This window comes from Paenibacillus sp. FSL W7-1279 (genome assembly GCF_037969845.1).
Taxonomy (GTDB): Bacteria; Bacillota; Bacilli; order Paenibacillales; family Paenibacillaceae; genus Paenibacillus_AQ.
This window is the reverse complement of the sequence record NZ_CP150215.1, coordinates 1,861,850-1,876,241: the sequence shown is the minus strand read 5'-3', so window position 1 is coordinate 1,876,241 and position 14,392 is coordinate 1,861,850. Positions and strand designations below refer to the sequence as shown.

The window sequence follows — 14,392 nt, the reverse complement described above, 5'->3', positions numbered from 1 at the left end:
CCTCTAACTTACTGTTTTCTCTCCCAACATTAGGGGTTTACACTTCTATTCGGTTTCTACCGTTTAGAACGGACGGCAGAGCTGCTCCGGGATTTAAACAGGTGAATGTTCTCGAGCGCTTTACCTGTACCAATGGCTACGCAATCCAGCGGATTCTCTGCAACGATCACCGGCATGCCGGTCTCTTCGGCGAGCAGCTTGTCCAGGTTGCGAAGCAATGCGCCGCCTCCCGTAAGCACGATGCCCCGGTCCATAATATCCGCAGCAAGCTCCGGAGGACATTTCTCAAGCGTAACCTTTACCGCTTCAACAATCGCATTAATGGTATCTGCCAACGCTTCGCTAATCTCATCCGAAGTAATGGTGATCGTCTTCGGCAGCCCCGTCACCAAGTCACGGCCGCGAATTTCCATCGTTTCCACGGTCTCCAGCGGCATGGCGGAACCGACTTCCATCTTAAGCAGCTCGGATGTGCGCTCACCGATCATCAAGTTATATTGACGTTTGATATAGGAGATAATAGACTCATCCATCTCATCGCCTGCAACGCGTACAGAGCGGCTGGTTACAATACCGCCAAGCGAAATGACCGCAACCTCGGTCGTACCTCCGCCGATGTCAACGACCATGCTGCCCGTAGGTTCCCACACAGGCAAATCGGCACCAATTGCAGCTGCAAAAGGCTCTTCGATCGTGTAAGCTTCGCGTGCTCCCGCTTGCTTGGTGGCATCTTCCACCGCACGCTGCTCTACCGCCGTAATGCCGGAAGGTACGCATACCATCACGTTCGGATGACGGGGGAATATGGAACGCTGCTTCTGTGCTTGACGAATAAAGTATTTAATCATCGTAGCCGTTGTATCAAAATCAGCGATAACGCCGTCCTTCATCGGACGAATGGCACGAATGTTGCCTGGTGTGCGTCCAATCATTTTCTTAGCCGATTCACCAACGGCTTCAATGCTCTTCGTATCTGTACGCAGAGCAACCACGGAAGGCTCTCTTACGACAATTCCTTTCCCACGAACATAAACCAGCGTATTTGCCGTCCCCAAATCGATTCCCAAATCTTTCGTAAAACCACCTAACATGATGTATCTCCCTTTCTTCGTCAATCTGAACTATTATATTACATCAAGCCCCGTTCCTTCAAACTTACAAACGATCCGTCCCCAATGATCAGATGATCCAGTACGTCGATCCCGACAATCTGTCCTGCCTCCACTAAACGTGCAGTCAGCGATATGTCTTCCGGGCTGGGCGTCGGATCTCCGCTAGGATGGTTATGCGCGCACACCAGGGATGCACTGCTGCATTTGATGGCCGCTCTGAACACCTCGCGGGGATGAACGATGGAAGCATTAAGGCTTCCCATCGATAACGTTTCCTGGGCAATGACATGATTTTTCGTATTTAAAAATACACAGACAAAATGCTCTTTCTGTAAATAGCGCATCTGTTCACTGAGCAGTTCTGCCGCGTCATGCGGACTGCGAATAATAACCGGCTCTACATGTCTCGATGCGGCCAAGCGCCGTCCAAGCTCGATGCCAGCCTTCAGCTGAACAGCCTTAGCGGTTCCAATTCCTTTGATTTGCGTAATTTCCTCAATGCTAAGATCAACGAGCTGCCGGATGCCGCCTGCTTCCCCCAGCAGCCGCTGGGCTATATGTACGGCAGATTCCTGGCGGGTTCCGGTCCGAAGCAATATCGCCAGCAATTCTGCATGGCTTAAAGCGCTCGCCCCATATTGCATCATGCGCTCTCTTGGTCGTTCATCATGGGGGATGTCGCGCAGCAATAGCGTTGGCGACTCCATATATTCCCCTCTTTTCTAAGATTTAAATCAGCAGGTCACCGAAACTTCAGGATACCCCTACATTTCGTATGCCGTTGTTCTATATCTATGAATCGGTGAGTACATCCATCCCCATTTCAGACAGCATGTCCGACAGCAGAGAAAGCGGCAGGCCGACAACGTTAAAATAGTCGCCTTCGATTCCTTCCACGATGGTTGCACCCAAGCCTTGAATCGCATACGAGCCCGCTTTGTCAGCAGGTTCCCCGCTCTTTACATAAGCCGCGATCGCGTCATCACTTAACGATTTCATCTTTACGGTTGTCACACGATGAGCGACCTTGGTACGACCAGATTCCCGGTCGACACAAGCGACGCCCGTGTACACGAGGTGAGCCCGTCCTTGAAGCATGGACAACATCCTTGCCGCGTCAGCATGATCCTCCGGTTTCCCGAGGACAAGATCATCGACAACTACAATCGTGTCGCTTCCCACAATGATACCATCTCCCGGATCATCCGTCAGCTTTCGGAGAACCGCTTCCGCTTTACGTAGTGCCAGTGACTCCACAATTCGCTCTGGCGACCACCCATGCGGGGTGTCCTCGTCAGCTTCACTAGGCATAATCTCAAATGGGATACGAAGGGAGGCAATCAATTCCTGACGCCGAGGAGAGGTGGAGGCCAATATGATACGGCGGTTTCTCTTCTCATTCAAGGGGGATAATCTCCTTTGTCATGTCTTAGAGCCTGCGGTATAACCAAAGCGCTGCTATAATGCCAAGCAGACTGAGCAGGCAAAAGTTAAGTTCAAGGTTAATGTCATAACGAATAATGTCAAAATCAGCGCTAGGCGACCACTTAATCGGTGTAGTTGACGTTAAAAACGACAAAGCCTTAACAGGTTGAAGCGCCTTGGCCAGCCAAGTTCCCGTCAGCCACCCCAGCAGCAAAAACAAGATGAGCATTCCTTTGTTTTTCTTCATGCATCCTCTTCCCTCGCCATATTTTGACACCCTAATTATTATACGGTGAATCGATAAGCAATACAAACAGAAATCCGGCAGGGGGAACTATTTCCAGTTCCGAGCCGGATTTGACGTAAATTTGAATTTATAGGCCATCCAGGAGTTTCTTTTGGCCCATGACATAGTTCATCATGCCCGTTTGAATCTCCCACAAATGCCCCTTGGATTGGTTTTTGTTATATTCGGAGAGCGCCGTGATCGAACTGTTCATGGATTGCTCCATCGCCGGCAGCACTGCCCCGGTCTCCGGACCCAAGCCGGCGGACAGCAGCTTCATCGATTGGATCCACTGCTGGTGCAGATTTGTGATTGCAGTCATACTCTCTGACGCCACCGCGCCCGCCTCCTGCTGCCCCAGCAGCGATGCCGATAGCGTACTCAACTCCGACACAAGCTCCCCGCTTATCGTGAAATAGTCCGTCAGCGTCTGCTCCTCGCCCGCAAAGGCAGCTGACTCTATATCAGGCAGCGCGATTTCTCTCACGTATAATTCGACGCCTTCGGCTTTAAGCTGATTGCTGAGCAGCTTGGCCTGCTCGCGGTCTGGTGATACGCCGGCGTACACCCGGTTCTCCTCATCCAAATCTCCCCCAGCCGCAATACCGGACTGCAGCAGCTCCCCTTTCGCCTGCTCTGCCCGTTCCGACGTGCTGAATACACCGTACTGAAGCATATAAAAAATTTGACCCGGAACGTGTACTGCCGATTCAGTTGAACCGGGTGCGAGTGATGCCCCCGTTCCCCCGGAAGAGTCAGCCGGTGCTTGATTAACTGCGTCATTGCTTCCAAGCTGCCCCGATGCAGGGTCTTCACCTTCATTACCGCCGTTAAACATGGACAGCACCATATACCCAAACAGCAAACCCGTCACAACAGCCGCGGTCACGGATACAGCCATTTTCCAGAAGGAGGTAGGCTTGCGCGAGCGATAATAACCGTAATCATCGGCAGGTGACTCATATAGATCCTTCTCGGGCCCGAGATTCCAATTCGAATCGTTTGCGCCGGAGCCCACACTTCCGGAATACGCGTCATCATGAAGATCGTAAAGATCCTCAACCTCACGCATATCGTCATATGTATCGGCAGGATCAGGCCCGTCACCGAACGACCCGCCCTCAACATGATCCAGACGTCTTCTTTCCTCAGCTAATCGCCCCCTGGATTGGGTATGACGCGATGTTCTCCAATCTTGTCCGTTCACATCCCGAGTGTCCTCCACCCGGAGCGGCGGAACAACGCGCAGATGATCATGCTGCATGCTGCTCCTATGTTCAAACGAATTGCCCGCATCGGTAAACCGATCAGTCGTTGAGTCAAACTCGTCGAATACAAGATGACGGTCATCAACTTGATCATTGCGCCTTGCGGGAACTTTCTGATACGAATCCCGTTCCTCACGCATATGATCCTTATGACTATCTTTTGGCGGATCGTGATCGAAGCGAATCGTCATTCGTGCTTTATTCATATCCACACACCTCACTTGTCCTTCTACACCTAGCTATATGATCAAGCTTGGCAACTTATGAGTGTGCGAAAAACAAAACAAACAGGCTGATCAAGAAAGTATCTTGATCAGCCTGTATTCTACTTATCGATCCGCTGCTTTGCCTCCGTTCAAAGACAAAAGCCCATGCAATCCCCTGCTGCATCGAAGCAGCAAAGCATGCTTGCAATCCATTTACTTCTTGCCTTTAATAGACTCCGCTAAAGCAGCGCCGACCTTCCAAATATCGCCCGCACCCATCGTCAGAACCAGATCGCCTTCTTTTACGCGACCTTTGAGATCGCTCAGGACATCTTCCTTCGTAGGCAAATAGCGGGCACCGGCATTGCTGTTCTGGACAATCAGCTCCACCAGCTTACCGGAACTGATACCCTCGATCTGCTTCTCGCCGGCAGGAGAATAAATATCGGTAATGATCACCTCGTCCGCTTCCCCGAATGCGCGGCTAAACGCATCCAGAAGGAAAAAGGTCCTCGAATACCGCTGCGGCTGGAATACGGCAATAATCCGTTTGCCTGTAGCTTTGGCGGCACTGATCGTAGCCTCGATCTCCGTCGGATGATGCGCATAGTCGTCAATCACCAGAATTCCTTCAGCTTCGCCCAGCACCTGGAAGCGGCGCTTAGCTCCGTTGAACTTGACGATGGCCTCTACAATCGCTTCGAACGAGATTCCGCCTTTCAAGCAGCAAATCACCGTAGCCATGGCGTTGTAGACATTGTGTTTACCCGGTACGGACAATTCCACGGTACCCAGCTCCATGCCGTTATGAAGCATCGTGAAGCTGACGTGACGGTCGCCGAGCACCAGATTCGTTGCCGTATACTCTGCATCCGCATGAATGCCGTATGTGGTCACATTGCATTTTAGGTCAGGCAAAATCGCCTGAATGTTGTTATCGTCCGCGCAAACTACGGCCGTACCGTCTGCCTTGATCTGGCTGAGGAATTGTACATATGCTGCCTTGAGACGATTGAAATCCCCTTCGTAATTCTCCAGGTGATCGGCCTCAATATTCAGAACAACGCCGAGCCAAGGGTGGTACTGAAGGAATGAACCGTCACTCTCGTCCGCTTCGGCCACCACGTGCTCGCCTTCACCAGCTTTGGCATTCGTGCCAACGTTCATGATTTCCCCGCCGATAATAAACGTCGGATCGACGCCGCATTCTTCCATTACGAGCGCAATCATCGATGAAGTGGTTGTCTTACCATGCGCACCCGCTACGGCAACCCCTTTGCGTTCGTTCAGAAGACGCGCCAGCATCTGCGCACGGTGAAGGACAGGAATGTTCAACTTCTCTGCCTCGACCCGCTCCACGTTGTCTTGGGACAATGCCGTCGAGTAAACCACAAGGTCCGCGCCCTGGACTTGCTCGGCGGTATGTCCAATGTATATTTTGGCGCCCTTGGCCGCCAGCTTTTCTGTCAATTCTTGCGATGCCACGTCAGAACCCGTGACTTTATAACCCATCTCCAGCATAACTCTTGCAATGGCGCTCATCCCGTAGCCGCCAATTCCTATAAAATGAACATGTTCCGATGTATTCAACAGATATCACCAACCTTTTTCAGAATCGGAAAGGCCCAGGAGGTTGGAACGCACGTCGGCAATCAGGTACAACGTGCCCGACACCACCCCAAGATCCTCCGCTTCCGTCCGTGACTTCAACTCTTCAAGTGCGTTTTTCCAATTTGGTTCTATGATGATTTGCAGTGTATGTTTGGCGTATTTCTCCCTTACCTGCTCTACGATGTCACCAAGCGCCTTGGCGTCCAGTTTCTTCCGGAAATCCGGTTCAGTCAGGATAAGCGTATCCACTATTGGCAGTATATGCTGCAAATACGATTCATGATGCTTATTTGCCAGCATTCCCATCATTAAGTTCAGTTTCCGATACTTATAGATCTGCGGCAAGCTTTTGGCCAAGGTTTCAGCCCCTTCGGGGTTGTGCGCACCATCGAGAACAATCCGCGGGGAGGACTGCACTTGTTCCAGTCTTCCCGCCCAGAAAGTATCCTTAAACCCTCTACGCAATTCTTCATCATCCACGATGAAAGCCATATACTGGCGAAGCACTTCCAGCGTCATCATCGCAAGCGCGGCATTGGCGCATTGGTGCTCACCCTGCATCGAGATGTCCAGATCCATGTCCCGGAACGGACCCTTAAAACGGAAAGTCTGGCTTTCTTCGTTCCCACGCAGACGCTCATAGGAGAACTGTTCATCTACGAGATACAGACTTGTACGGTTTTTGGCTACCGTTTGTTTCAGAATATCGACAGCTTCCGGCTGAGTTACCGTGCTCACCACAGGAACTCCAGGCTTGATAATGCCAGCCTTTTCCGTGGCGATCTCCTGAATGGTATCACCCAAAACGTCGGTATGGTCCATTCCGATATTCGTGATCACCGAAATGATGGGATGAACGATATTGGTCACGTCCAGACGACCGCCAAGTCCCGTCTCCCATACCACCACGTCCGGATAAGATACCTCGGCGTAATACAGTATCGCAAGGGCGGTGGACACCTCAAACATAGTGGGCGATCCGAGCCCGGAACCCGCAATTTCGGCTACAAGCGGCTCTAAGCGATTAGCGAGTTCAAGCAGCGTCTCTTCCGATATGTCCTCGCCGTTATACTGAAACCGATTGGTAAACTTCGTAATATAGGGAGACGTGTAGGTGCCAACCGTGAATCCCCCTTGAAGCAGAACCTTTGTTAAAAAAGCGCATGTGGAGCCTTTTCCATTCGTTCCGGCCACGTGAATAAATTTTAACCGCCGCTCCGGATGGCCGAGAAGCTCCATCAATCGCTGAATTCTATCCATGCCCGGGCGGATTCCAAACGGAATCAGCCCGTTGATCCAAGCTACCGCTTCCTCATAGGTATGGAACGGAGCTGCCACTGCAGCTTCCGAATGATCAACCATCGTTCTCACCTTCTGGTCCAGATTCATCTTTCCCTTTAGCCTCTCAGTTCTTCGATGCGCGCAATCACTTTACTGCGTTTGTCCGAGTAATCCGCAAGCTTCGCCCGTTCTTCTTCAATCACCATTTCAGGTGCTTTCGATACGAAACCTGGATTGTTCAGCTTCTTCTCCACACGCTCGACTTCGCTGTTCAAGTGCTGAATTTCCTTCTCCAGACGCGTGATCTCCTGAGCGATATCGATCAACCCGGCAAGCGGCAGATACATTTCAACACCTGTTACCACGGCGGTCATCGCCTTATCCGGCGCCTCAAGCGCAAGGGAGGATTGATACTCCGACGTGTTGCAGAAGCGGCGAATATAATCCGCATTGCGATCGATGATGCCGGCAATTTGCTCGCTTACCGGCTTCAACTGGAGTTCTACTTTTTTGCTCATCGGTACGTTTACTTCCGCCCGGATGTTACGTACAGCACGGATGACATCCATCAGCAGGTTCATTTCGGTAACGGCTTCCGCATTCTCAAATGCTTCATCATAGGTCGGCCATGAAGCCAGCATCACCGTCTCTCCTTCATGCGGCAAATGCTGCCAGATCTCTTCGGAGATGAACGGCATGAACGGGTGGATCAAGCGCATCGTGCGGTCCAGCACATAGGCAAGCACCGACTGCGTCTTTTTCTTGGCCGCTTGATCCTCGCCGTACAGGGACAGCTTAGCAAATTCAATATACCAGTCACACAGATCATCCCAGATGAAATTGTAGAGCAGTCGACCGGTTTCGCCAAATTCGTAGGCATCAATTAGACGCGTAATGTCGCGGGAAGTTTCGTTCAGACGATGCAAAATCCAACGGTCGGCCGTTCCCAGCTCTCCGGAAATGTCGATATCCGCCGCCGTGAAGCCCTCCAGATTCATGAGTGCAAAACGTGACGCATTCCAGATCTTGTTCGCGAAGTTACGCGCTTGTTCCACACGTTCCCAGCGGAATCGAAGATCCTGACCCGGCGTACTGCCGGTCGATATCATATAACGCATGGCATCTGCGCCATACTGTTCGATAACCTCGAGCGGATCGATACCATTGCCGAGCGACTTGGACATCTTGCGGCCTTCGCTATCCCGAACCAGACCATGGATAAGCGTATCTTTGAACGGCATTTGATCCGTAAATTCAAGCCCTTGGAAAATCATCCGCGAAACCCAGAACGGAATAATATCATACCCCGTTACGAGAACGCTTGTCGGATAATAACGTTTGAAATCCTCACTGTCCAGATTCGGCCAGCCCATGGTCGAGAACGGCCACAATGCCGAGCTGAACCAGGTATCCAGCACATCCTCATCCTGTCTCAGATCGTCCTTGCCAAGCTTCGCGCGCGCTTCCTCTTCATTCATGGCAACAACCACTTCGCCCGTGGATTCGGAATACCAGGCCGGAATCCGATGGCCCCACCACAATTGACGAGAGATGCACCAATCGCGCACATTCTCCATCCAATGCAGGTAGGTTCTCTCGAATCGGTCAGGCACGAAATTTACGCCCTTGCCGGATTTCTGCGCAGTAACGGCTGCTTCCGCAAGCGGCTGCATCTTAACGAACCACTGCGTCGACAGATACGGCTCGACAACGGCGCCGGATCTTTCGCTATGGCCAACCTGATGAACATGATCTTCGATGCGAAGCAGCACGCCCGATTCCTTCATGTCGCTTACGATCTGCTTGCGGCATTCTGCTCGGTCAAGACCCTGGTACTTGCCGGCAAATTCATTCATCGTCCCGGATTCATCCATCACGGTGATTTGCGGCAGATCATGTCTAAGACCCATTTCGAAGTCATTCGGATCATGGGCCGGCGTAATTTTAACCGCTCCGCTGCCGAAATCCTTCTCCACGTACTCATCGGCAATAACCGGAATTTCTCGGCCGACAATAGGCAGGACCAAAGTCTTGCCGATCATGTCTTTATAGCGCCCATCTTCCGGATGAACGGCTACCGCCGTATCGCCAAGCATGGTCTCCGGGCGGGTGGTTGCTACGGTAATGGAGCCGCTGCCGTCTTTGAGCGGGTATTGCAAGTGGTACAAATGGCCGTTGACCTCTTTGTACTCCACTTCGATATCGGACAAAGCCGTGCGGGCAGCCGGGTCCCAGTTGATGATACGTTTGCCGCGATATATAAGCCCCTTATCATAGAGCTTGACGAATACTTCCCGAACCGCTTCTGACAACCCCTCGTCGAGCGTGAAACGCTCTCTGGAGTAATCGAGGGACAGGCCGATCTTGGACCATTGGTCACGGATCGTATTCGCATATAGATCCTTCCATTCCCACACTTTCTCCAGGAATTTTTCACGTCCCAGATCGTAGCGGGTAACGCCTTCTTCGCGAAGCTTCTGCTCAACCTTGGTTTGCGTGGCGATGCCCGCATGGTCAGAGCCCGGCAGCCACAACGCATCATAGCCCTGCATCCGCTTTACGCGAATCAAGATATCCTGCAGCGTAAAGTCAAGGGCATGGCCGATGTGAAGCATTCCCGTAACGTTTGGTGGAGGAATAACAATCGTATACGGCTCCGCGTCCGGTCGTTTGCCAGCTTCAAAGAAGCCGCCTTCCTTCCAGTACGGATACCATTTTTGTTCGGCTGCCTTCGGATCATACGTCGTCGGCATGTCTAACTGGGATTGGTTTTGTTTTTGATCCATATTTTCGTACCTCCGATACTGTTAATCAGTTTTGCCAACCCGTAACGTTTTAGCCTCCGGGCGTGGCCATGGATATCCATGTTTGCTTGAAACAAAAAAAGCCCTTCGTCCTCAAAGGACGAAAGACTGTTCTCTCGCGGTACCACCTTTGTTTCGCGCTTATAATCATTCATGAATCGAGTCCTCCCATGCAGAACATGAAAGGCCAGCGATCAAGCACGACACTTTACGCAGATAACGGCTGCGGCCGGCGAACTCTAACCAGGGTAGCGATCGATCCCTACTCTATCTCAAGTCCGCAACTCCGGGGCGACTTCGGCAAGCTGGTTCCTGCGGAATCTCACAGCGCTTGATAGCAATTCCGCTCTCTGAAGGCCATACCTTCCTACTCTTCCCGTTCAACGTTGTTCTAGCTTTAGGAATACCTGTACATATACTATTCAAATATACCGTGGTTGTTGCATATAGTCAATATTTCGAGTGTTTCCGAACGATTTAGACATCATACCTGTCGATCCAAATTAATTCTAATACATTGTAAAAAGAAGCCCCGGCTCGTCCGACTCCCCTCTTCTTCTAACCGACTCCCCGCCAAACACAAAAAACAGGCCAAGGATATCCTACCTTGACCTGCTTGTTCTAAACGCGATCGCTTCCTCCGCTGATTACTGGGGAATGTATAATACCTGGCCTTCTTCCACATTCTGCTCGGACATGCGGTTATATAACAAAAGCTCTCGCGGCGTCAGTTGATAACGCTCGGCAATCACGTCGAGTGTCTCCTCACGCTGCACAATGCACATCCGGACCTTGCGGAAAGGCGTTTCCTCACGGCGGTTACCCAGGAACAGACTCTTCCACTCCACGTCCTCGGCCGTTGCGGAGTCAACCAATTCCTCCGTCTCTTCTTCCTCGTCCCGAGCGGCTTGATCCTGATCCTGAACCGTTCTGCTCGATTGAAGCAACGAAGAGAAGCCTACGCCCGATGCGCTGGTTGTGCTGCTGTTCTTCGTGTTGAAGGCCACCTTTAACTCCGGCTTGGTCGGAACCTCTTCGGCTTTAATGGAAACCTCTTCCGTTATATCATCCATATCCTCCGAAGGGAATTCTTCCTCAGCAAAAACAGGCTGCACTTCCTCCGTTTCCGGTGATTCCAGTACCGGAACGGCTTCCACTTCTTCACCCTTACGCTCAATGACACCCGGAAAACCGGCTGCTGGATCTTCTTGCTCCGGCTCGGGCTGGACCGAAGCCCGTTCGAATTGCCATACACTTGGAATCGACGACTCAGCTGCCTGAGCTTCCGTCTCATTATGTAAGGCATATTCGACCGTATCCCGAGCTTCAGGCGAATTAGAAATGCTAATGGTGCTGTCTGCTGAGTCCTGTGAATCCCGTGTTTGGTTCTCATACTGCGCCCAGGATGCCAGATACTGCTGTGTGCGCGCATCCGTCCCGAACTCTTGGGCTCTGGTCTGAGCCTCGTTGAAGTAAGAAGGAGAAGGTGAGTTAGCGTCTGTATGAGCTCCGCTGCCATGAAGCTGGTCGTACGGGTTGGCTGCGAACTGCTGCTCCCCGTTCGAATACAAATCAGTCGCTTCAGGAGCATGTACCACTGTGAATTCCTCATTGGCCCATACTTGGTCACGGGCTCCCGGAGCCGCCGCCTGAATTCCTTTGAGCGACAGAACCCCTGTAATGTTCAAGCTGCGTTTGGATAACAAATCCACGTCAAAATTCTCGATCTCGACCGCGATGTCATCCAATGATAATACCCGGTTCATCGGGACCGTGATTTCAACCGGGATCCAGTGTTCGAGCGGCTCCGTCTCTCCTGCTTCGGTGTCACCTTTATACAGGCCTGCAAGAAGCAGATGACCCCGAAGCGTAGCCTGGTCCTGCTGACTGATCACCTGAATATGCGGGATCAACTCCGCCTCTTCCAATTCTTCGATTCCCGGCAAATCTTCCGTTAAATTAATACGCTCGTAAATATCGAACCGCAATCCGTAGGACTGGTCAAACACGGGAATGTCCTCCTTTTTGGCATATACTATCCGTGATCTGTTATCACGGCATGAGCCTAAGTTTTGCCACTCAATTTATCTATATGCCGAAAATAGGAGAGCATGACTTTTTTGCGAATTGTGCGTGAAAGTTACAGGTTCATTCAGGATCTTGCAAGTTTTCTTACCGGTCCGATGTCTCTATGATTCGCTCTCTTAACTCCAACATATCCAGAGGCCAGGGTGCATTCACCTCAATATCCTCGCCCGAGAAAGGATGAGTAAATAGCAGACGTTCGCCATGCAGCGCTTGGCGCGGAAACGCCCCTGGTCCTCCGTATAAGGAATCTCCCAGAAGCGGGTGTCCCATATGACTTAGATGCACCCGGATCTGATGCGTCCGGCCGGTTTCCAGTCGAATTTGCAGCAGGCTGGCTTTCGGATACACCTCGGATGATAGAATATGCGTGATTGCAGCCTGCCCGGTTAATGAAACTCTCCGACGGCTTGAATGATAGCGGTCTTTGCCTATCGGCAGATCGATTCTCTTCAGATCCTGAGAGACCCTCCCCTGAACGATAGCCGCGTATATCCGGACGATCTTCTTCTCCCGCATGTCCTCGTCAAGCTTTAGCTGCGCATATTCGTTCTTGGCATACAGTACGGGACCTGTTGTATCCTTATCCAGCCGATGAATATGCCGGACTGCCGTATGGATGCCTTCGGCTTCGTAATATGCGGCAACCGCATGATTCAGGGTCGTCTCGCGGCTCTCGTTGTCCGGATGGACTGCCATACCGGCCGGTTTGTTCACAACCAGGCAAAAATCGTCCTCATACAATACATCAAGCTCCTGCCATCTCGGTTCGATGCCGTAATCCCGATAAGGAAAAAGGACCAGCCGAAGCCGATCCCCTCCCCATTGTATCCCCTGTTCATGACGAAGCTTACGATACAGCTTCTCGGGCATACCGACCGTTTCCATAAGCCACTTGGCAGCGGCTTCGTTCCGATCCGGCAGACTCAATAGCGCCTTACCCGGCGTCAGCTCCAGCCATTCGCCGCGTTTGCTCCAATTTCCCCCGTAACTCATAGGCTTTTGAAGGCGTTGTAGTTGGCTTCAATGGTAGCATCGATATCTTCTACCGTATGAGCGCCAGAGATAAACATGCCCTCGAACTGGGAAGGAGGTACGCTGACTCCCTCTTGTACCATCGCTGCAAAATAACGACGGAAACGATCCTGGTCACTAGTCTTCGCCGTATCGAAATTGACGACCGGCGTATTCGTGAAGAATGGACATACCATGGAGCCGATCCGGTTAATCGTAAGCGGGATACCGAATTCCTGAGCGTTACGCTCAAATCCTGCCTGAAGACGGGCTCCCCGCTCCTCGAGCTGTTCATAGACGGCAGGCGTCAGCAGCTTCAGGGTGGTGTAACCAGCCGCCATGGCGAGCGGATTACCGCTTAACGTTCCTGCTTGATAGATCGGTCCTGCCGGAGCAATCTGATCCATCAGCTCACGCTTGCCTCCATAAGCACCGACTGGCAGACCGCCGCCAATCACCTTGCCCAAGCATGTCAAATCCGGTGTAACGCCATAACGGCCTTGCGCGCAGTTCAGATCAACGCGGAATCCGGTCATCACCTCGTCAAAAATAAGCACGCTGCCATAATCAGAAGTGACCTTGCGAAGACCTTCCAGGAATCCTGGCTGCGGAGGGACCACGCCCATATTGCCTGCCACGGGCTCAACAATAACGGCTGCAATCTCTTCGCCGAACCGCTCGAAGGCAAGCTGTACCGATTCCAGATCGTTATAAGGAACCGCAATGGTGTTGGAAGCAACGCTTTCTGGCACACCCGGACTATCAGGAAGTCCAAGCGTTGCGATACCCGATCCCGCTTTGATCAGAAGGCTGTCGGCGTGGCCATGATAGGAGCCCTCGAATTTAATGATTTTGCTGCGTCCTGTATATCCGCGCGCTAGACGAATGGCGCTCATGGTTGCTTCCGTACCGGAATTCACCATCCGCACCACCTCGATCGACGGCACGCGTTCACAGACGAGCTTCGCCATCTTCGTTTCCAATAGGGTTGGAGCACCGAAGCTGGTCCCCTTGGCAGCTGTCTCCTGAAGCGCTTCAACAACCTCAGGATGCGCGTGACCCATAATCAGCGGCCCCCAGGAACCGACATAATCGATAAAGCTGTTGCCATCGATATCATATACCCGGCTGCCTTCTCCGCGATCGATATAAATCGGGGTTAGTCCAACAGACTTAAACGCACGTACCGGACTGTTGACACCGCCGGGAATATATAACTTCGCTTCTTCAAAAGCAGAACGCGACAAATCTTCTTTTCGCAAATCTTGGCTCATCGTATGCACTCCTAACTCTTTCATCG

General features: G+C 51.9%; 11 protein-coding genes and 1 other annotated feature. All 11 genes read right to left on the bottom strand.

From position 1 onward, the window contains the following. Window positions 1-56: 56 nt before the first annotated feature. The 11 genes from MKY82_RS07955 to hemL all read right to left on the bottom strand — a co-directional run bounded on the left by MKY82_RS07955 (window position 57) and on the right by hemL (window position 14,366). Entirely contained in the window at window positions 57-1,091 is a 1,035-nt protein-coding gene (locus MKY82_RS07955) for a rod shape-determining protein (RefSeq protein ID WP_009593998.1), read from the bottom strand. Window positions 1,092-1,129: 38 nt separating this feature from the next. Then, window positions 1,130-1,819 (bottom strand): DNA repair protein RadC, encoded by a 690-nt coding sequence (gene radC / locus MKY82_RS07950; protein WP_009593994.1) that lies wholly within the window; start codon window positions 1,817-1,819, stop codon window positions 1,130-1,132. Between the two features lie 85 nt (window positions 1,820-1,904). Continuing rightward, the gene (locus MKY82_RS07945; protein ID WP_071223414.1) at window positions 1,905-2,516 is read right to left on the bottom strand and encodes a Maf family protein; all 612 of its coding nucleotides are present in this window, start codon (window positions 2,514-2,516) and stop codon (window positions 1,905-1,907) included. Between the two features lie 25 nt (window positions 2,517-2,541). Next, window positions 2,542-2,784: a DUF4321 domain-containing protein gene (locus tag MKY82_RS07940; RefSeq protein WP_071223415.1), complete on the bottom strand. Its 243-nt coding sequence runs from the start codon at window positions 2,782-2,784 to the stop codon at window positions 2,542-2,544. Between the two features lie 127 nt (window positions 2,785-2,911). Further along, on the bottom strand, window positions 2,912-4,297 hold the full coding sequence (locus MKY82_RS07935; protein ID WP_339295872.1) for an SPOR domain-containing protein: 1,386 nt from the start codon (window positions 4,295-4,297) through the stop codon (window positions 2,912-2,914). 213 nt (window positions 4,298-4,510) lie between these two features. Next, on the bottom strand, window positions 4,511-5,887 hold the full coding sequence (gene murC, locus MKY82_RS07930) for a UDP-N-acetylmuramate--L-alanine ligase (RefSeq protein ID WP_071223416.1): 1,377 nt from the start codon (window positions 5,885-5,887) through the stop codon (window positions 4,511-4,513). 6 nt (window positions 5,888-5,893) lie between these two features. Beyond that, window positions 5,894-7,270: a folylpolyglutamate synthase/dihydrofolate synthase family protein gene (locus MKY82_RS07925; protein ID WP_339296650.1), complete on the bottom strand. Its 1,377-nt coding sequence runs from the start codon at window positions 7,268-7,270 to the stop codon at window positions 5,894-5,896. A 35-nt stretch (window positions 7,271-7,305) separates the two neighbouring features. Continuing rightward, window positions 7,306-9,975 carry a valine--tRNA ligase gene (locus MKY82_RS07920; protein WP_339295871.1) on the bottom strand — a complete coding sequence of 890 codons (2,670 nt, stop codon included), beginning with the start codon at window positions 9,973-9,975 and terminating at the stop codon, window positions 7,306-7,308. Window positions 9,976-10,086: 111 nt separating this feature from the next. Further along, window positions 10,087-10,386: a binding site (T-box leader), on the bottom strand. 254 nt (window positions 10,387-10,640) lie between these two features. Further along, window positions 10,641-12,002 carry a LysM peptidoglycan-binding domain-containing protein gene (locus MKY82_RS07915; protein WP_339295870.1) on the bottom strand — a complete coding sequence of 454 codons (1,362 nt, stop codon included), beginning with the start codon at window positions 12,000-12,002 and terminating at the stop codon, window positions 10,641-10,643. Between the two features lie 163 nt (window positions 12,003-12,165). After that, window positions 12,166-13,074, bottom strand: a complete 909-nt coding sequence (locus tag MKY82_RS07910) for an RluA family pseudouridine synthase (protein ID WP_339295869.1) — start codon at window positions 13,072-13,074, stop codon at window positions 12,166-12,168. Next, complete coding sequence (hemL, locus tag MKY82_RS07905; protein ID WP_339295868.1) at window positions 13,071-14,366, bottom strand: glutamate-1-semialdehyde 2,1-aminomutase; 1,296 nt, start codon at window positions 14,364-14,366, stop codon at window positions 13,071-13,073. The genes MKY82_RS07910 and hemL overlap by 4 nt, the downstream gene beginning before the upstream one ends. Window positions 14,367-14,392 lie beyond the last annotated feature (26 nt).

Excerpts from the sequence above, each read along its gene's own strand:
- MKY82_RS07955 (WP_009593998.1), bottom strand. The coding sequence starts at position 1,091 with ATGTTAGGTGGTTTTACGAAAGATTTGGGAATCGATTTGGGGACGGCA.
- radC (WP_009593994.1), bottom strand. The coding sequence starts at position 1,819 with ATGGAGTCGCCAACGCTATTGCTGCGCGACATCCCCCATGATGAACGA.
- MKY82_RS07940 (WP_071223415.1), bottom strand. The coding sequence starts at position 2,784 with ATGAAGAAAAACAAAGGAATGCTCATCTTGTTTTTGCTGCTGGGGTGG.
- MKY82_RS07935 (WP_339295872.1), bottom strand. The coding sequence starts at position 4,297 with ATGAATAAAGCACGAATGACGATTCGCTTCGATCACGATCCGCCAAAA.
- MKY82_RS07925 (WP_339296650.1), bottom strand. The coding sequence starts at position 7,270 with ATGGTTGATCATTCGGAAGCTGCAGTGGCAGCTCCGTTCCATACCTAT.
- MKY82_RS07920 (WP_339295871.1), bottom strand. The coding sequence starts at position 9,975 with ATGGATCAAAAACAAAACCAATCCCAGTTAGACATGCCGACGACGTAT.
- MKY82_RS07910 (WP_339295869.1), bottom strand. The coding sequence starts at position 13,074 with ATGAGTTACGGGGGAAATTGGAGCAAACGCGGCGAATGGCTGGAGCTG.
- hemL (WP_339295868.1), bottom strand. The coding sequence starts at position 14,366 with ATGAGCCAAGATTTGCGAAAAGAAGATTTGTCGCGTTCTGCTTTTGAA.